Origin of the sequence: Paenibacillus sp. NPDC057934 (genome assembly GCF_042887565.1) — a bacterium.
Lineage (GTDB): Bacteria > Bacillota > Bacilli > Paenibacillales > Paenibacillaceae > Paenibacillus_AQ.
Genome location: NZ_JBHVPB010000004.1, coordinates 105,508 through 122,876 on the forward strand (window position 1 = coordinate 105,508; position 17,369 = coordinate 122,876).

The 17,369-nt window shown below is 44.3% G+C and carries 13 protein-coding genes; 9 read left to right on the forward strand and 4 right to left on the reverse strand.

Going from position 1 to position 17,369, the window contains the following annotated elements:
* Positions 1–7 precede the first annotated feature (7 nt).
* The 6 genes from ACFVRY_RS10450 (at position 8) to ACFVRY_RS10475 (ending at position 8,334) form a co-directional block, all read left to right on the forward strand.
* Complete coding sequence (locus ACFVRY_RS10450; protein ID WP_387499895.1) at positions 8–487, forward strand: Na+/H+ antiporter subunit E; 480 nt, start codon at positions 8–10, stop codon at positions 485–487.
* A complete protein-coding gene (locus ACFVRY_RS10455) occupies positions 484–765 on the forward strand; it encodes a Na(+)/H(+) antiporter subunit F1 (RefSeq protein ID WP_379204881.1) in 282 nt (93 codons plus the stop codon). Before ACFVRY_RS10450 ends, ACFVRY_RS10455 begins: the two co-directional genes overlap by 4 nt.
* A complete protein-coding gene (locus ACFVRY_RS10460) occupies positions 749–1,153 on the forward strand; it encodes a Na+/H+ antiporter subunit G (protein ID WP_387499897.1) in 405 nt (134 codons plus the stop codon). Before ACFVRY_RS10455 ends, ACFVRY_RS10460 begins: the two co-directional genes overlap by 17 nt.
* Before the next feature lie 54 nt (positions 1,154–1,207).
* Entirely contained in the window at positions 1,208–3,043 is a 1,836-nt protein-coding gene (locus ACFVRY_RS10465; protein ID WP_387499899.1) for a glycerophosphoryl diester phosphodiesterase membrane domain-containing protein, read from the forward strand.
* Positions 3,044–3,770: 727 nt separating this feature from the next.
* Positions 3,771–7,346 carry an SIR2 family protein gene (locus ACFVRY_RS10470; RefSeq protein ID WP_387499902.1) on the forward strand — a complete coding sequence of 1,192 codons (3,576 nt, stop codon included), beginning with the start codon at positions 3,771–3,773 and terminating at the stop codon, positions 7,344–7,346.
* Positions 7,347–7,641: 295 nt separating this feature from the next.
* Complete coding sequence (locus ACFVRY_RS10475) at positions 7,642–8,334, forward strand: HipA domain-containing protein (RefSeq protein ID WP_387499904.1); 693 nt, start codon at positions 7,642–7,644, stop codon at positions 8,332–8,334.
* 96 nt (positions 8,335–8,430) lie between these two features.
* On the opposite strand, the gene ACFVRY_RS10480 is transcribed toward ACFVRY_RS10475, so the two are convergent.
* Positions 8,431–10,221, reverse strand: coding sequence for a helix-turn-helix domain-containing protein (locus tag ACFVRY_RS10480; protein ID WP_387499906.1), 1,791 nt, complete (start codon positions 10,219–10,221; stop codon positions 8,431–8,433).
* Between the two features lie 277 nt (positions 10,222–10,498).
* Between ACFVRY_RS10480 and ACFVRY_RS10485 the strand changes: the two genes are divergently transcribed.
* Together ACFVRY_RS10485 and ACFVRY_RS10490 are read left to right on the forward strand one after the other, a co-directional pair.
* On the forward strand, positions 10,499–11,038 hold the full coding sequence (locus ACFVRY_RS10485; RefSeq protein WP_387499907.1) for a GNAT family N-acetyltransferase: 540 nt from the start codon (positions 10,499–10,501) through the stop codon (positions 11,036–11,038).
* Positions 11,039–11,253: 215 nt separating this feature from the next.
* On the forward strand, positions 11,254–12,456 hold the full coding sequence (locus ACFVRY_RS10490; RefSeq protein WP_387499909.1) for a macrolide family glycosyltransferase: 1,203 nt from the start codon (positions 11,254–11,256) through the stop codon (positions 12,454–12,456).
* Between the two features lie 409 nt (positions 12,457–12,865).
* Here ACFVRY_RS10490 and isdG read toward each other — a convergent pair whose 3' ends face one another.
* The 3 genes from isdG to ACFVRY_RS10505 are packed head-to-tail and all read right to left on the reverse strand — an operon-like array spanning position 12,866 to position 15,965.
* On the reverse strand, positions 12,866–14,011 hold the full coding sequence (gene isdG / locus ACFVRY_RS10495) for a heme oxygenase (RefSeq protein WP_387499911.1): 1,146 nt from the start codon (positions 14,009–14,011) through the stop codon (positions 12,866–12,868).
* Complete coding sequence (locus ACFVRY_RS10500; protein WP_387499914.1) at positions 14,008–15,006, reverse strand: FecCD family ABC transporter permease; 999 nt, start codon at positions 15,004–15,006, stop codon at positions 14,008–14,010. The genes isdG and ACFVRY_RS10500 overlap by 4 nt, the downstream gene beginning before the upstream one ends.
* Positions 15,003–15,965, reverse strand: a complete 963-nt coding sequence (locus ACFVRY_RS10505; protein WP_387499916.1) for an ABC transporter substrate-binding protein — start codon at positions 15,963–15,965, stop codon at positions 15,003–15,005. The genes ACFVRY_RS10500 and ACFVRY_RS10505 overlap by 4 nt, the downstream gene beginning before the upstream one ends.
* Before the next feature lie 451 nt (positions 15,966–16,416).
* Between ACFVRY_RS10505 and isdC the strand changes: the two genes are divergently transcribed.
* Positions 16,417–17,358: a heme uptake protein IsdC gene (isdC, locus tag ACFVRY_RS10510; RefSeq protein WP_387499918.1), complete on the forward strand. Its 942-nt coding sequence runs from the start codon at positions 16,417–16,419 to the stop codon at positions 17,356–17,358.
* Positions 17,359–17,369: the final 11 nt, after the last annotated feature.

The following is a 17,369-nucleotide window of genomic DNA, read 5'->3' on the forward strand; positions in this document are numbered from 1 at the left end:
AACAGTCATGCCCGTTCAGGTGCTACTCAACATATTCATTGCCTACTTGTGGATGTTTCTGCAAGAGGATATGAGCATATTAAACTTTATCAGCGGTTACTTCGTTGGTCTGTTTATTTTAATGTGCATCCGCCGTTTCTTTAAAAAGCCGTTTTATCTATTCACGTTAGCCGCAATTGGTAAACTGTTCATTCTCTTTATCCATGAGCTGAATACTTCTGCGATGATGGTCATGAAGCATGTACTCCGTCCTAAAATTGATGTTAAGCCAGGGATTTTCAAGGTGGAAACCGATTTGGAGGGGGACTTGGAAATTACGCTCCTATCTTTATTAATTTGTTTAACACCAGGCTCAGTCATCATGGAGGTAACCCCTGATTCCAAGGTGCTATACATCCACGGTCTGAACATGCCTGAATCCATGGATTCTGTCTTAAAATCAAAATCTGTTTTTGAAAAAGCGATAAAGGATGTGACGAGAAAATGATATTTGAGACGGTGTTGATCACTGCATTATGTCTATTAATGCTGGCTATACTAGCCAATTTATATCGGATTGTAAAAGGGCCCTCCAGTGCAGACCGTGTTCAAGCCTTGGATTCCATTGGTATTAATCTGATCGCCAGTACTGCCGTATTCTCTGTGCTGCTGCACACACATGCCTTTTTTGACCTTATATTATTGATTGGAATCCTTTCGTTTATTGGAACAGTTGCCTTCGCCAGATTTATTGAAAGAGGTGTTGTCATTGAGCGTAAGCGGTGAAATCATCGGGGCCGTCCTCATTCTCATTGGAGCCATTTTCAGCTTAATCAGCGCGATTGGAAATGTGCGTTTGCCCGATGTGTATACAAGGTCTCATGCTGCATCTAAAAGTTCTACGCTTGGCGTACTGTGTGCCCTTGTTGGAACATTGCTGTATTTCTTAATTTCTGATGGTTTCTTCAGCATCCGTCTCATCTTGGGCATCTTCTTTGTATTTTTGACAGCTCCTGTGGCTGCTCATGTGATCTGCCGGGCCGCTTACCGCAGCCAGGTACCGTTAGCTGAGCAGAGCGTCCAAGATGAATTGAAGGACTATTATAAGGCGAATGAGATCGAAACCGCCCAGGTAGAAGATAAGGAAGAATTTGTTGTATATCAGGGGAAATGAAAAAGCGGTCCATCCTCCGTTGAGGGTGGGCTGCTTTTTACAAGCAGGTGTAAAATGATGAGCGAGGTTGCAAAGGTTCCCATACACAAACAAATTGCTGATATTTTTCGGATGCTTGCCTTTTCGTACCGTGAAATATTTATTTTCGAAATTCTGTATAAGCTGCTAACGTTGTTTGTCTTTATTCCAGCCATTTCATCCATATTTCGTGGATTTCTCCGCTTAAGTGGGTTTGCCGGAGCTACCAATTACGAACTGCTGCAATTTGCGATGAGTAAGTATGGATTGTTATGCATGCTGATTCTGCTTCCAATCGCCACACTGCTGATTTTTATAGAGCTATCGGTTCTGATTATTCTCTCGTATTATGGTCAGAAGAGACAGCGGATCGGACTAATTCCGGCGTTTTTGCAGTCGCTTTCCTATCTTCGGTCTCTGTTCAAAATAGGCTTTTTAGGGTTAGTGATCTATCTGCTGCTGTTTCTTCCGCTCGGTGCGGGGGTAGGCACTACGTTACTTCCTGCTTTGGAAATTCCGAATTTTATCACGGGCGAGTTAGTGAAAACAGGCGGAGGAACACTGCTGCTGATTGGCGTGTTTGGGGTCATGTTATTCTTCAATGTTCGCTGGACCTTTTTGCTTCATATTGTGGTGATCGAGGGGGCGGCAAGCTTTCGGAAAGCGGCGAAAAAGAGCGTTGCACTCCTTAAAAAAAGACATCTCCGCATATTAGTGGTTATGCTGTCGGTATTCTTCCTTTACCTGCTCGTTGTCATTCTGTTGATTGTAGCTTTTGTCGGGGCTGTTGGTTTTCTATACTTCCTGTGGGAGCAGCAGTCGGTATTTGCTGGTGTTGTGCGGATCGTCGCTCTGAAGAGTGCTGTACTATCCCTCTACCTGGCAACATTATTTTTACTGCCGCTTTATATTACCACAATTACCCGGTTGTACATGGTGAAGGAGAACCCGAATGATGTCGTGCTGCAGCTCCCTGAGCCGAAGAGTCAGGAAGACCGTTCCATTCAGAATCAAGGATTGCTACACAAGCATAAAAGAAAGATCATCGTGCTGGGCTCAGTTACTGTATTCGCAGCGGCAATTGCTCTTCTGCCAGCCATAGATGGAGTGCAGATGGAGGATCAAAAAGCCCAGATCATGGCCCATAGAGGATATGTTTCGAAGGGGCCGGAAAATACGATTGAGTCCATACAGGGTGCTATTGAGGCGCAGGCAGATTATGCAGAAATTGACGTGTTGGAGACCAAGGACGGAGACCTTGCCGTCATACACGATACCAATTTGAAGCGTCTGACAGGTATCCATGCACAGGTGTATGATCTGACAATTGATGAATTACGACAGTTGCAAGTGAAGCAGGGGAATTTCACAGGACGAATCAGTAGTCTGGCAGAAGTGATGGATGTGGCCAGAGGTAAAATAAAACTAAACATTGAAATCAAAACACATGGAATGGAACAAAATCTGGTGGATACATTTATCCGGATTGTGCGCGAAAATCATTTTGAAAAGGATTGCATTGTGCAATCGCTGGATTATGAAATCGTGCAACAAGTCAAAGCCACGGCGCCTGAGCTTCAGGTGGGTTATATTTTGTTCGCCGGTGTCCCGGATATGGGGCAGATCCATGCCGACTTTGTCGTGATGGAAGAATATATGATCAAAGAATCGGTCATTGCTTCGGCCAAAAGGCATCATAAGCCTATCTATGTCTGGACAGTGAATAACACCGAAAACATGCGACGATTCTTCAGTATGGGTGTGGACGGTATCATAACAGATTACCCCGAGGATGCGATTTCTATTGAAGAAGAACTTAGAACGGGACCGTTGTCGGCGTTGACCCAGTGGCTTAATCATTTGAATTTTTGATTAAAAGATATTTTGGATCTACAGCACAAGACATTAAATGCATAATTGAAATTCTCGCAATCTCTGCATGAGCAGCTTGCGGAGCTTTAATTTAAATCAGACTCGATTAAATTTTTATCTCAATTACAAATCAATGGGCGGGAGCTCCTTTGCACAGGCCAGTGGTCGTCCTCTTCATTTGACTGAAAATTTTTTAATAGCGCTTATATAAGCTCTATGTTGGCAGAATTAATTACAAGAATCACTAGTTAGAATTATGGGGAGGTCTACAGCATCTACTTCTTGAGGGGGTCGCGCTAAAGGGACATGATAGTTGGAGCTATTGGCTTTACATCACACTCCGGGAATTTGGGATTTGTAAAGTCATGGCTTGGCTCCATGTGGTGTATCAGAAAAACGGACCTATGATTTGGCTGCTTCTTTTCTTGTTGTTAGCTGAAGCTTCGCTTTCATAATGGATTCTCTGTTATTTTAGATAAACCGGGCGACAACGTCTTCAATCTTCCGACAACTTATATTCTTTCAAAGTAATAACTTACACGGGAAGATTGGGAACTATGATAAAATATTAAGGCGGATTTATGATTTATAGACTCTGAAGTGCATGGTCTTCACGGGTGTTTTATTTTCAAATGGACTTTTTAGAGGCAGACATAAAAGGATACCAAAGAATGGTGGAACTTGGCTTTTAAGTTGGTTTATTCTGAAATGAAACACGATAAGGGGGATGGATAAAGTAATGGCGGAGAAAACATCAATAGAGTTAGAACAATATCTTAAACAAATCATCGAAAGTCTGAGGGCGAATCGTTGCGCTGTGCTCGTAGGAGCTGGATTTAGTAGGAATGCAGATAGTGGATCACTCTTTGCGCCTACGTTTCCCACATGGAATGAACTAGCTGATACATTTTATGAAAAGCTGAATTCCTGTAAGCCTGAAGGAATTCAGTACCTTAGTCCACTCTCTCTCGCGGAACAGGTTGAAGCCGCTTATGGACGTTCTGTATTAAACCAACTGCTGATTTCTAGGATCCCTGATGCCCAGTACAGTCCTTCTATATTACATACCAAACTACTTAATCTTCCCTGGAGAGATATATTCACCACTAATTATGACACCTTGCTTGAGCGTGCCTGTCAAGAAATAACAAGTAAACGTTTCAATATAATCACCTGTAAGGAAGACTTGGTATCCAGTTCAGATGCTCCTCGAATTGTTAAACTTCATGGAACGTTTCCCTCACATCGACCTTTTATTATTACCTCCGAAGACTATCGTCGATATCCACGGGAATTTGCCCCATTTATTAATACTGTACAGCAGTCATTACTTGAGAATACTCTTTGTTTAATCGGTTTTTCAGGAGATGACCCCAACTTTAATCAGTGGGTCGGCTGGATACATGATAATCTGGGGCTAGAAAATTCCCCTCAAATTTACCTTTTTTCTCATGAAGATTATCCTCATGCTCAGAAAAAACTTTTAGATCGAAAGAAAGTAGTTGTTCTTAACATCGCTTCATTTGCACCTGAAGGCAATCCTCGCGAAAAATATGAAGGTTTACTTAATCATCTTTTGGAAAGTGTTCGCACCGCCCAACCAACTTGGCCTGGAATTTACAGTCTTCACGAGGTGGAACAAGCACCTTTCTCAAAGACCATATTGCTCCTTCAAAAGATACGTAAAGCATATCCGGGATGGATAGTTCCTCCTTATGCTATACGGAATCAAGTTGGATTTTTGAGAAGGAAAGTAGAAGAATTGCTGTGCTCCGTTATAAAGGAACCACAAGAAAATGAACTTTCTCTATTGTTTGAATATGACTGGTTACGGGAGAAATGTTTACGCCCTCCTTTCCAGTGGGAGCTGGAATTTTATCAATTAATTTTGGAGCGTAATCTTGGCACTACCACCGACGATCAACAAATGTGTCTGTCTATCCAGATTTCTCTCTTACGTGATCTACGTGAAAGTGGTGATAATGAGGGTTGGAACACACTATTTAAACAGATTCAATCTCAGTCAGTCATGATGCAAGACGAGCAGTTGAATCGTTTATCTTATGAACTTTGTTTGTCTTATACGTTTAATTTTGACTATAAAGAGTTGCAGATACATCTTAATTTATGGAATGTTAACGAACAATCCCCTGAGTGGGTGTTACGAAAGTCAGGGCTATTAGCTGAGTGCAACGAACTGCTACAGGCACAAGAACTGCTACAAAATTCACTTGTACTAGTAAGGAGACAACTACAAAGCAATGAACAAAGTCTGCTGTTGCTCTCTTATGAGAGTGCATTAATGTCCTTGAAGGGCCATATTGAACAGGCGATCTCTATAGAGAAGGACTATGGGCAACCTTGGGGTGAGCTGTCGGATACTGAGGTTGAACGCCGTCAAATGCATAAAAAATTTACAACAGATTGGAATACAGAAGACGAACGGTTTCAGTTACTTCTGACTGTGCCTAGTCAAGATTTCCGAGCTAAGGGTGAACAACCTTCCTTTGATTTTGGACGGCGCACACTTTCGTTTACTACTGGGGAAGATAAAGATATTCTTACTGCGTATGCCTTCCTTCGTTTCCGTGAAGAGACTGGCCATCCTTTCCGGATCCATAATGTTACTAGCGGAAATAAAGCTGCGGTTGGAGCGGTAGAGCGAATCGCACCCTATTCATTTGTGTGGTCTATTGTTACAATTGCGCGCGCAAATGAGGAAAAAGCAGTTGAAGCCGTATTATCCCGAACAGCTCTTTATAAAATGTCCGCATCAACAGCAAACGAGCTGTGTAGAATTTATATAGATGCGCTTCGTCGCACTAAGGGAGAGCTTCAAACTGCCGATTATTTTTTTTCAAAAAGCTTTGCAGAATTTGCCGCAGGAGTACTGCCACTGCTATTATCACAGCTTTGTTGTAAGTGTACATTACCTGTTCTTGATGAGTTACTTCAGTTTTTGCTCGAGATTTATGAAAGTGATCGTCGTTTGCACTATAAAAAAATAGATAAGCTGACCTGGCGATTGATAGATGCATTTACAAAGGCACAGCAGATGGATCATATTTCCATTCTATTAAGTTTCCCTATGCCCCTCCGAGAAGCGGGAATGGTACACGACTTCCCAGATCCATTAGCTTTCTTAGATATTCCAACTAATAAGCCTGACCCACGTAAAGAAGCCTTCCCTGGGATAGAGAACATTTTGACTCAAGCGTTATCTACCTCTGAGCTGCAATTGCCAGCACTTGAACGCCTTGCTATTCTTTCATGCAATGGAATCTTAACTGGAGATCAGGATGAGCGACTAGGAACGTTGCTTTGGGAAGATGGTTTTGTAAAATTAGCGAATTTTAACCGAATGTTTAGCTTAATGTTGCCACATCCAATCGAGATAAACCCTAAAGAAATTATGAGGACATTGTTGTTAACCGATTTACAGGAACGAGCAAACGAAAAAAAAACTTCTATTTCGGATCGTGATTCTTTGCTGGATGAATTCCGTAGCGGAGTCTTTCATGAGATATTCACTATACAGGACATTCCTGCACTTTTGCTAATCTGTGAAGCTATACAAAATCGTCTCGTTCATCATTTTGGGAAAACCAGCTTCTTCAACACGGATAGTATTGCACGCATACAATTGTTTCATCTTGTAAAAACGTTAACCCGCTTATTACTTATCTCAATTGAGTGGTATCCTTCGACTTCAGAACGTGAAATCATGGAGCGAATTTTAGATGTATTGCGGAAAAACCAACTTACGCATCCGAGTTTAGAATTTCTATGGGCGAAAAAGTGTGATGTAACAATCGATGTTAACGATACTTTACTTTTCCATCTGTTTAAGGGAAGCTCTTATCAAAAGCTAGCTTTATTTGATACAGCTATCCTGTCAATCGAGTATAAAGAAAAGGGTGTTATGACTCAGGAAGAAATTCAGCAGCTGCTTACTTTGATTGCTCAACAGATTTTATGGCGTAATAACGAGCACTTGGTTTCCGCGATCAATGTGATGCATGAGGCAATTCGACTTGCTCCTGAAATCATATCGTCTGAGATCGAAGACTCCTTGTTGATGGGACTACATTGTCTACAGAAAGAGAGTATGGTTACTGAAATAGATGAGATGTTTGTAGCTGTTCCGAAAGGCGAGCTTCGTGTTGCATCCGTTCGATTGGCTCATATAATGATTCGAAATTTTAGTGCGAAGAACATACCAATGCCTGAAGTGTTAAGACAATGGGAAAAAATTTATAACTGCCCCAATGAATTTTCTGAAATTCGCAATGCGTTCGATTGATAAAGAAGTATGAATTTGAGTAGATAATAGATGGGATAGTTTCTTACTTCAAGCCATTATAATCCGGCTATTCATTTCAGTATAGTTAAGGGAATTCTGACTCCCTTCGGCTCCATATGGAGTAAAGTAAAGACACCTTTGAGGGTGTCTTTTTTTCATCTATTGGTGTTAACGGTAGTACTAGGTCAATCAATAGGGGCACTCTGTCAGAAAAATCGAGATTCTGTTGTCTGTTTGGAACCTTTGACGAATGTAAGATTTCCGACGTTTTATAAATGATTAGCTGAAATGGAAAATGGGAAACGTATGGGGAAAAGCTAATAAATTTGGCTATAAAGGTTTGGCAGAATGGGTAGCATACGAAATGACCAAACGTTCAAATATTCATCCCCAGTTAGTAGTTCCTTGTAGTCAGTGTATATTGAGAGAAAACGACAGTATTGATTATCAGGGGTGTTACTCTGAAGATTTCCTCCTACCAGGGGAGAGTCTTATTTCTTTGCATCGAATTTTGGAAAGTTACGGTATTAAGTTTGATGACGTACTTCGTGATCAAAGCACACGTGATGCGGTACTTTTCATTGTTGAATTTCTTCGCGATAAGATAAATTTGGATACTTTAGAGTACTTCCCAATAATGTTGGGACTGGATGCTTTTTTGTTGAATGAAGACCGTCACTTGAACAATATTGCTTTTATACATGGGCCAACGGGATATAGACATTGCCCATATTTTGATCATGGCTTGAGTTTACTATCAGATATAACGGATTATCCATTCAGTATGCCTACAGATGTGGCTTTAAGGAATGTGAAGGCCAAACCATTTAGTAAAGACTTTTCGAAACAAGCACGTGCTCTGGAGACAACCCTTCGATTTGATCACTCCTCAGTCTTACAATTTATAGAGCAACATGATGAAGAACTGGGGAGAGTCTCGATGATCCTGAGATTGCAAATACGCAAATATGAGTTTTTATTTGTTTGAAGCCAACCCTCGAAACCAGTGGAGCCATCTAGTAAAGTTCCAGCACCCATATTAGAAAAAAGGAGCTTGGACAAAAGCTCCTTCTTGACCTTCTTATTAATTCTCCCTACCCTCCAATATTCTCTCAGCTAACTCATCTCCACAGTACTCCAGATCCATAATGGACTGAAATAAATCGGCTTGCAGCTGTCGTTGCTCCCTCGTCCAGGCTTGTTTGGGGGAGCTGAAAGCTGCCAGAGCTTTTGGGTCGGTCAGACTGTTCTGGAAATTCTGAAGCTGAGCATAAATCTCATTGTAGATATCCGTCATTTGATTTAAGTATTTGTTCATTGAAGACGTTGTTCCCAAAGTTGAAAGGCAATGATTCAAATATACTGCCGCACTTCTTCTAGCATCGGTCAGAGCCATCATACAAAAGTGATTGACACCTAACCTTCTGGCAAAATCCTGATCGTTCGCATGTTGATACCATTGTTCATCGAGCAAGCCTTCCTGCCATTCTTGCAGGGCTTGGTATCCCAGTTTATATCCTCTATTTTCCGGGTCCTTCATGGAGTCCAGTTTGGCCTGGAGTGAAGTGTAAAGATTCTCTAGAGCGGATGGCTTAACTGATTCGCCGTTAAAACGAATGATGACGAATGGCCAGTGGTCCACATTCAGATATCCCTTGGTGGTTTTCATGTACTCCTGAAATTCTGGGTCGTCTTTAAGCTCTTCAAAGGTCTCCTCGTCAAAATAGCTACGGCAAAGTAAAGTTTTCCCACCATCCAGGTAGCCGGTGATGACCCCCCATTCGTGAGCTACACGGAGGTTGATGGCTATCGGCAACTCATGTTTTCTGATGCTGGTCATAATCATCTGCTTCTCCAGTTTACGTTCCTCGGGTGTGATGCGGTCTGCCCAGCTAACCTGAAGTCCGTAGGCTTTGAATGCCAGGCTGGCATAGTCGTAACCCACAATTCCATCAGCAGAGCTATAGTCCCAAACGGGGTTAAAAGCGATCCTCCAGCATGCTCCTGAAGCACCCATCACCGTTTCATAGGTTGTTTCTTGTCCCATGGTCTTCAATGAAAGACAAAGAGCACCTGCCCAGGAACAATCCATTCCTTGACCAAAACCAAGACGTTCCACGTTCTCTACAATATAATAATCATTCTGGGAGTCGCTTCTAAACAGGCGAGAACGATCCGGTGCGTAATGAATTCTATCGCCCTCCGGGCAGCTTATTGCATGAATACCCATGGCGTTAACATATACAAGCAAAAGGAAATCGTCTCCGGTATTGTCGATCAGGCTAGGGAACAGTTCGTGATTTGCGGTAAAATGTTCCCATTTAAAGTATTCATAATGTTTCATCTTGCTTAAGATATTTTGATTTTTTTGTTCATTGCCATAGGCAGCAAACACAATCTCCAGTTCTTTTGGCTGCAATGGATAACCCTCAGTTTTGAGATCAAGTACTAATTGGTTATTTTGCTGAACATAAGTAGCATAAGTCCCGGAAGGGGTCTGATATTTGATCAGCAGCAGTTTGGTCCGGTTACTATTAATACGATTGGGAAAAGTCTGCTCATTTACGATCAATGTGAGATGATTGCCGACAACGAACTGGTTAACGAAATGAGTAACATCATAACTTTCATGGCCATCGGTGTATGCTGCATAGAGAACAACCAATTGCTGAGGCATCAAAATACTGTCAATCGAGTGGCCGAGTGCAGTGGATAGTAGAGGTAGGGTGGCTGTTTCGGGCAGAGATTTTCCCGTCTCCCATTTAGAAACCGCCTGGGCACTAACGTTTAATTGCTCGGCCAGTTGTTCTTGCGATAATTGTTTTTCTTTTCGGAGCATTGAGATTCTGTTCCCGACTTTTTCGTTACTCAACATAGTTACATCTCCCAAAAAGTGTATTACGACGTCGTTACCTTTTATTATAAGAGCTTGCAATGGAAATTCCATTTATTCCAAGATGAGTGAATATAGTTTTGTTCAACCGTGGGTTGAATTTGAAAGGACCGTTGGGGTTAGGAGACACTAATGTTATGCCTATTTATTGAACACAACAGTATTTTAGGCTAGTATAAACATGAAGTTCTTGCAGACAATACGTCTATATATTGTGAATTGCTGAATCATCAGCTTTTATATAAATTGGAGGCATCATATGAGTACATTCGATGTAACTACAACAGAACGATTATTAATCAGAACGCTGGAAATGAAAGATAGAGAGGCTTTTTTTAGATATCGTGCGATGCCTGAGGTGTATAAATATCAATCATGGCGACCAGAGGATATTAATGAGGTTGAGAAGTTTATCTCAGACAATCTGGCTGTCGTACCGAATACCAGCGATTCATGGTTTCAAGTTGCTATTTGTCTGAAGGATGGGCAGCTTGTCGGTGATGTCGGCATTCATTTTATGGAGGATGGTTTTCAAGTTGAATTAGGATATACGCTTTCTCCTGAATTCCAAGGTAAAGGATATGCCTCTGAGGCAGTTCGGGCCGTGATCGATTATTTGTTCACTGGGCTGGGTAAGCATAGAATTACAGGATCAGTGGATCCTGACAATTTGAAGTCGATCAAGCTTCTGGAGAATCTGGGGTTTAGAAAAGAGGCGCATTTTATCAAAAGTTACCGAATGAATGATGCCTGGTATGATGATTGCGTTTATGCCATTTTGGCTGACGAGTGGAAGTGAATTATATGTTATTCCAGTGAGACCACCTTTGAAGGTGGTTTTTCTGCATGTTGTCAGTTTTTCGGAGGGAAAGTCCTCTCATGCGCTAAAATTTGAGATTTTTCAAGAATTGTACTATGATAAAACAAATTCCAATATTTGTTATATTGATAATATGGATGATGCCCCGTACTCTTACACAATTTAGAGAAAAGTACACCTAAGGAGTGGTAGAAATGGCGCGTGTGTTATTTATTAACGGTGGATCTGAGGGACATATCAATCCAACACTTGGGGTAGTGCAAGAGCTTATCACGCATGGAGAAGAGGTAGTTTACTTTGCTATAGAAGCTTATCAGGAGAGGATTGAGAAGACGGGCGCTTCAGTACGAACCTTTGATGACCAAAGATTTCTTAAAGCCTTTATTTCAGGTGGAAAAGATTATGTACTCGAAAGAATCAACGGCCTCTTACTTACGGCAGATATAGTGATACCAACCGTTCTTGAACAGATCGCAGGAGAGCATTTTGATTACATCATCCATGACTCCATGTTTGGTTGTGGAGGTTTACTTGCGCAAATTCTTAAGCTTCCTGCCATCAGCTCTTGTACTACTTTTGCTCAGACAAAAGAGGTATTCGATAGAACGTTGGAACAGTCTTTTACAGGGGTACCTGCACAAATAGTTCAACCTATATACGATAAATTTAATGACCTGACGGATATGGTGAAGGAAAAATATAATGTGGAGATCCTTTCTCCTTACGAAGTATTTTGTAATCCAGCACCACTTACTATTGTGTATACAACGAGGGAGTTTCAACCTTATGCAGAGGAAATCGACGAAAGCTATAAATTTGTGGGTCCATCCATTTCTTTACGATCAACACAAGAACACTTCGACCTTATGGCACTCATGGAGAAAAGTCCAATTTACATTTCCTTGGGTACTATATTCAACCAAGCCATTGATTTCTATAAGCTTTGTTTTGAGGCATTGGGGAATTCGGAGCATACGATCGTCATGTCTATTGGGAATAGGGTCCAAATTTCTGATTTAGGCGAAATTCCTAACAATTTCATCGTAAAAAATTATGTGCCACAAACGGATTTACTGAAATATACCAAATTATTTATTACCCATGGTGGAATGAACAGTACGAATGAAGGTCTCTACTATGGAGTCCCGCTAATCGTAATCCCACAAAGCGCAGATCAGCCGATCATTGCCGGACGGGTGGCTAGCATCGGAGCAGGAGTTAAATTACAAATGGAAAGCCTGACTGCCAAGCAACTACGTGAAGCCGTAGATCATGTGTTAAGTGACCCATCCTTCAAGGAAGCTGTTGCTGCTATTAGAGAACCCTTTCTAAAAGCAGGTGGGTCTCGCCAAGCTGTCGATGAGATTTTCAAATTTAAAAATCAACATCGCATCTAAGGGAGGAAGGTGATCGGATCTGAGAAAGATTGATAGTCTGTTACACGTCAGTATTGTAGGAGTCGTATTATTTGGAGGCCTATTTCTGGCTAGATACACAATAAAGAAAGAGTTTGGCGTAATAGAATTGTTTATATCATGCTTTTTCCTCGTTGTCGGCATATTTTTGATCTTTCGGAAAAGTAAAAATAATGAATCGAAATAAGGGTTCTCTTTTCCAAAAGAATGGCCGATTAATGGTTAAGAAGAATCTATAATTCCATCGTTCTATATCTCTAAAACAAGCAGGAGCGAGAGTCTAGGCCTCTAATATAAGGTCTTAGCTCCCGCTCCCCTGAATTATTACTTCAGCTCATACTGGCAATATAAAAGGCATTGGCGTGCGGGAATCCATTAGCTTATATCACGTTTAAGCACTAATCGGATTGCGAACGATTTTTACCTCGTGGAAGGAAATTGTATTAGACAAAATGTATTCCGGCGTCTCGCGGTGGGAATGGGATTCACGGAAGGCGTCGCTGCGAGTCCAGCCCTGGAAAGCTTCTTTGGATACCCAGCGCGTGCTGATCGTTACTTCATCGTATTCCGCCGGCTTCTCATTCAAGAGCACCTCAAGACCGAGAAAGCCTTCCATCTCTTCAACTTTGCCGACCTTATCAAACCGGTCAATGAGTAGTGAAGCCTGACCTTTCTTAATTTGCGAAGTATTGTTCACGATGATCATGTTACGTTCCTCCAATTTATAATAGGTTTTTGGAATAATTACTGGGTAATTCTCTACATAACTCACAGAAGCCTCAAGATCATATACTTTCTTTAAAAAGACATCGTCCAGTAATCCCCGCGGACTTCCCGCGGCCACAAGAGATCCGCGCCTTAGGGCCACCATATGATGGCTGAAAGCAACGGCCTGCGGCAGATCATGCAGTACCATCACTATTGTGATTCCGGTTCCGCGGTTGATGGATGCAAGCATGTTCATAACGTCGAATTGATGGGTAATGTCTAGAAAAGTAGTCGGTTCATCAAGAAGCAGAATGTCCGTATTTTGAGCCAGGGTCATAGCGATTCTGGCTTTTTGCTGTTCACCCCCGGATAAAGTATGGAACATGCGGTCAGCATACCTGGCAGTTCCCGTCAGCTGCAACGCATGATCGATCCATTGCTGGTCCTCGGCGTTTGCTGAGTAGTTCCAGGGACTTTGATAGGGAGAACGGCCGTAGGCTACCAGTTCGCGGACAGTTAAATTCTCTGGCACATGCTTGGACTGCGGGAGCATCGCTAGGGTGCGGGCTAATTTTCGGCGGGGGAACTTATGCAGCTCCTCACCAAGAATTCGCACTTCTCCTGACTCCGGGGCGGCAAGTCCAGCCAAGATGCGCAGTAGCGTGGATTTGCCAGAGCCATTGGGCCCGACAATCGCAGTGAGCTGTCCTGACGGAATACTAAGCTCAATATCCTTCAGCCTGAAGCCGCCGTGCGTATAATTTAGCTGACGGCATTCAATGGCCGGGTCACTTTTGATGGTGACGCTGTTATCACTGCGGGTACTCATGAAGTCAACCTCCTTCTGCGTAGCAGGTAGAGAAAGAAGGGGGCACCCACCCCGGCTAACAAAATCCCGACCGGCAGCTCCACTGGATCGAACCAAGTGCGGGCTGCCGTATCTGTGAAGACGACAAGCGCGCCGCCGCCGAGCATAGAGACTGGCAGCAGGAAGCGGTAATCTCCGCCGATTAGCAAGCGAACCGCGTGTGGAACGACCAGTCCGACAAAGCCGACCAGTCCGGCTACGCTGACGGCAGTTCCGGCGAGAAGTGCGGCCAGCAGAATAATCAGGAAGCGAGATACTTCTGCTCTTAGCCCGAGCAGCCGGGCAGAATCATCGCCGAGCAGCAGAAGATTCGCTGGTTTGATGGCCAGGAGTGACAAGACCAGCCCGATCAGGGCATACGGTGCGGCGAAACCGAGATGATGCCAGCTACGTCCGCTGAGTCCGCCGGACAACCAGGGGAGGACGGCCTGAACGCGGTCGCTGAAGACGACCATGAAGCCGTTCATCGCAGCACCGAGCAGTGCATTGATAGCTACGCCCGCCAGCACAATCTTCATAGGTGAAGCGCCGCTGTCCCAGGCCAGCAGATAGATCATGATTGCGGCGAGAAACGAGCCGAGAAATGCTCCGGCAGGTAGCAGATAACTGTACTGCGGCAGAACCACCATCGCAATGACGGCGGCCAAGCCCCCGCCGGCAGAGACGCCGATAATGCCGGGATCGGCCAAGGGATTGGACATCACGCCTTGCAGCAGCGCGCCGGACACCGCTAGGCAAGCGCCAACCAAGAGGCCGATCAGTACCCGGGGCAGCCTTAGGTCCATAATAATCAGCGACGATGTTTCCGGGCGGTCGCCCAGCAGGATGGCCCAGACTTCACCGGGTGAGATGGAGACGGAACCATAGGTCAGCCCATACAGGCAGGCCAGCAACAACAGGATAGGAGCAAGAATAAAAGCGAGAATTCTCCGGGTATTGCGTTGCTGTTTGTTCATTGCGCCTCCAACTCGGCGAATAATGATACTAGCAGCTGTAGGGCTTCAGTCACTCGTGTTCCGGGATTTGTGCCGAATAGGTCGGCGGGAAGTACGCGAACCCGGTTATGTACGACCGCATCAATGGAATTCCAGGCCGCGTTCTGCCGCATTTCCTGTTCGAAGCCTCTCTGCACTTCCTCGCCGTTGCCATGGGTCATGATAAGGATAATCTGTGGATTGGCCTCCATGACTCGTTCCGTATTCAACGTGGCATATTGCGGATAACTTTGTAGCGCTGGATAATCTGCAGCAATATTGACTCCGCCCGCAAGCTCCAGTATATTTCCGCCGAGTGAATTCGGCAGTGCCGCCATATAGGTGCCGGGAGCGCCATATACCAGCAGTACCCGCGGTTTCTCACCAGTGCGGGAGGACGCTGCGGTCTTTATCCCGGCTTCAATATCTGCGCTTAATTGCTGCGCCTCCGGTACCTTGTTCAGCATTTGGCCGAAAAGGGTGATCTGCTTTGTAATATCCGCCACCGAGTTGGCCTGGGTTAGTACCATCTTGGCTCCGATACTCTCGATAGCCGGGATATCCTTGGCATTCATCTGCGTATTGCCAAGCACCGCGTCCGCTTTGAGATAAGCGATCTTCTCCAGATCTACTTCGTGTGCCGTGCCGATCTGCATAATGTTCTCATTCCCCTTAAGCGTGGTGCCACCGCTTGAGGTTGGTTTGCCGACCAATGCTCCCCCGAGGGCGGTAATAATATCTGCCTCTCCATTACCCAGCGCCACAATATGCTGTGGCACAGAGGGGAATTTGACTTGTCTTCCTGCAAAATCAGTCAAGGTCAGCGCGGGTAAAGCTGCAGCCGCGTCAGTAACTTCCGACCGTCCCGCCGATCCACAGGCGGTGAGCAGGAGGGCGCACAAGGTTAGAAGGAGGAGAGGTGCATGCCATTGTTTGACCATGGATAACCTCCTGTTTGATTGTAGTTACCCTCATCATAAGCTTTCGGAAGAAGTAGCGAAATGAGGGACGAAAGAAAGGAAGATAATTGCTTTTCTCATCAAATGATAATGAATATCATTATCGTTGTCAAACAATATTCACATTTTCATGGCAGAATAGTGACATCCAGGTTTGGATTTCAGTGAAGAAGGCTTATTGGGAAGCGCAAAATGCGGGGTTACGCCGCTAAAATTGTATCCGTTTTGATTTGAAGAACAGAGAATTTTAAAACAAAAAATCTTAGAAGAGGGTTGACAAAGGTTAAAAAATCACATTATTATCATGTCAGCGTCCAACTTCTACATGTTTTACTGGAACATTACAAGAAATATTGGCAAATACAAGAAAAAGGGGAGCAGGGGTTGCTTTTTTTTTGCTGATAAGTTGATAATGATTATCAATGATAAATGAATGAATTTGGAAGGGAGGCAGATCGATACCGTGTCGATTCGAAGAAAATTTGGACTGGTATTCATGCTTGTACTGATGTTTGCCTACACTGTGCAGCCGTTGCTTCAGGCGTCCGCCGCTCTGGCAGAGGGGACCTATAGCGTCGATTATGTCATCAAGAAGGCTGAAGATGAATCCGTTTCCATGGCTAATGACTATTTTGAGAAGCCGGCGCAGCTGACAGTTTCCGGTGGAACGGTTAAAGTCCGCTTGCAGCTGAATCATAGCGAGTGGATCACTGAGTTCCAGGTCCCGGGCGGCAACGCCAAAGTTGTGAGCAGCAATAAGGCGGCAGATACTCGGGTTGTGGAATTTGAAATCAAAGACGTAGAAAAACCGGTGATTGCGAAGATTCATGTCACTGTGCCGTCTATTGATTACGATCATGACTACACAATCCGGTTTGTGTTTGAGGCTGGGAAATTAAAGGCGATATCACCAGTACCGGCGAAGAAACCGGCGGCAACGTCAGTGCCAACGAAGAAGCCCGCAGCAACGTCAGCGCCGGCGAAGAAGCCCGCAGCAACGCCAGTGCCGGCGAAGAAGCCTGCGGCAACGCCAGCGCCGACGAAGAAGCCTGCAGCAACGCCAGTGCCGACGAAGAAACCCGCAGCAACGCCAGTGCCGACGAAGAAACCCGCAGCAACGTCAGCGCCAGCGAAGAAGCCCGCAGCAACGCCAGTGCCGGCGAAGAAGCCGACGGCAACGTCAGCGTCGGCGAAGAAACCAGCGGCAACGCCAGCACCAACGAAGAAGCCGGCGACAGCATCAGCTCCTACGACAGCACCCGTTGTGGTAGCAGAAGAGCAAGCCGGGCCGAAGCTCATCCCAACGTTGAGTAGTGGGGCGACTGTGCTAGTTACGGCGGCAGGTTATGCGGTTTATAGAGCCAGAAAAAAATAAGTTCAAAGGGG

What these genes read in the sequence shown, in the direction of transcription:
- ACFVRY_RS10450 (WP_387499895.1), top strand. Translation starts at nt 8, where the DNA reads ATGCCCGTTCAGGTGCTACTCAACATATTCATTGCCTACTTGTGGATG.
- ACFVRY_RS10455 (WP_379204881.1), top strand. Translation starts at nt 484, where the DNA reads ATGATATTTGAGACGGTGTTGATCACTGCATTATGTCTATTAATGCTG.
- ACFVRY_RS10465 (WP_387499899.1), top strand. Translation starts at nt 1,208, where the DNA reads ATGATGAGCGAGGTTGCAAAGGTTCCCATACACAAACAAATTGCTGAT.
- ACFVRY_RS10470 (WP_387499902.1), top strand. Translation starts at nt 3,771, where the DNA reads ATGGATAAAGTAATGGCGGAGAAAACATCAATAGAGTTAGAACAATAT.
- ACFVRY_RS10475 (WP_387499904.1), top strand. Translation starts at nt 7,642, where the DNA reads ATGGGAAACGTATGGGGAAAAGCTAATAAATTTGGCTATAAAGGTTTG.
- ACFVRY_RS10480 (WP_387499906.1), bottom strand. Translation starts at nt 10,221, where the DNA reads ATGTTGAGTAACGAAAAAGTCGGGAACAGAATCTCAATGCTCCGAAAA.
- ACFVRY_RS10485 (WP_387499907.1), top strand. Translation starts at nt 10,499, where the DNA reads ATGAGTACATTCGATGTAACTACAACAGAACGATTATTAATCAGAACG.
- ACFVRY_RS10490 (WP_387499909.1), top strand. Translation starts at nt 11,254, where the DNA reads ATGGCGCGTGTGTTATTTATTAACGGTGGATCTGAGGGACATATCAAT.
- isdG (WP_387499911.1), bottom strand. Translation starts at nt 14,011, where the DNA reads ATGAGTACCCGCAGTGATAACAGCGTCACCATCAAAAGTGACCCGGCC.
- ACFVRY_RS10500 (WP_387499914.1), bottom strand. Translation starts at nt 15,006, where the DNA reads ATGAACAAACAGCAACGCAATACCCGGAGAATTCTCGCTTTTATTCTT.
- ACFVRY_RS10505 (WP_387499916.1), bottom strand. Translation starts at nt 15,965, where the DNA reads ATGGTCAAACAATGGCATGCACCTCTCCTCCTTCTAACCTTGTGCGCC.
- isdC (WP_387499918.1), top strand. Translation starts at nt 16,417, where the DNA reads ATGAATTTGGAAGGGAGGCAGATCGATACCGTGTCGATTCGAAGAAAA.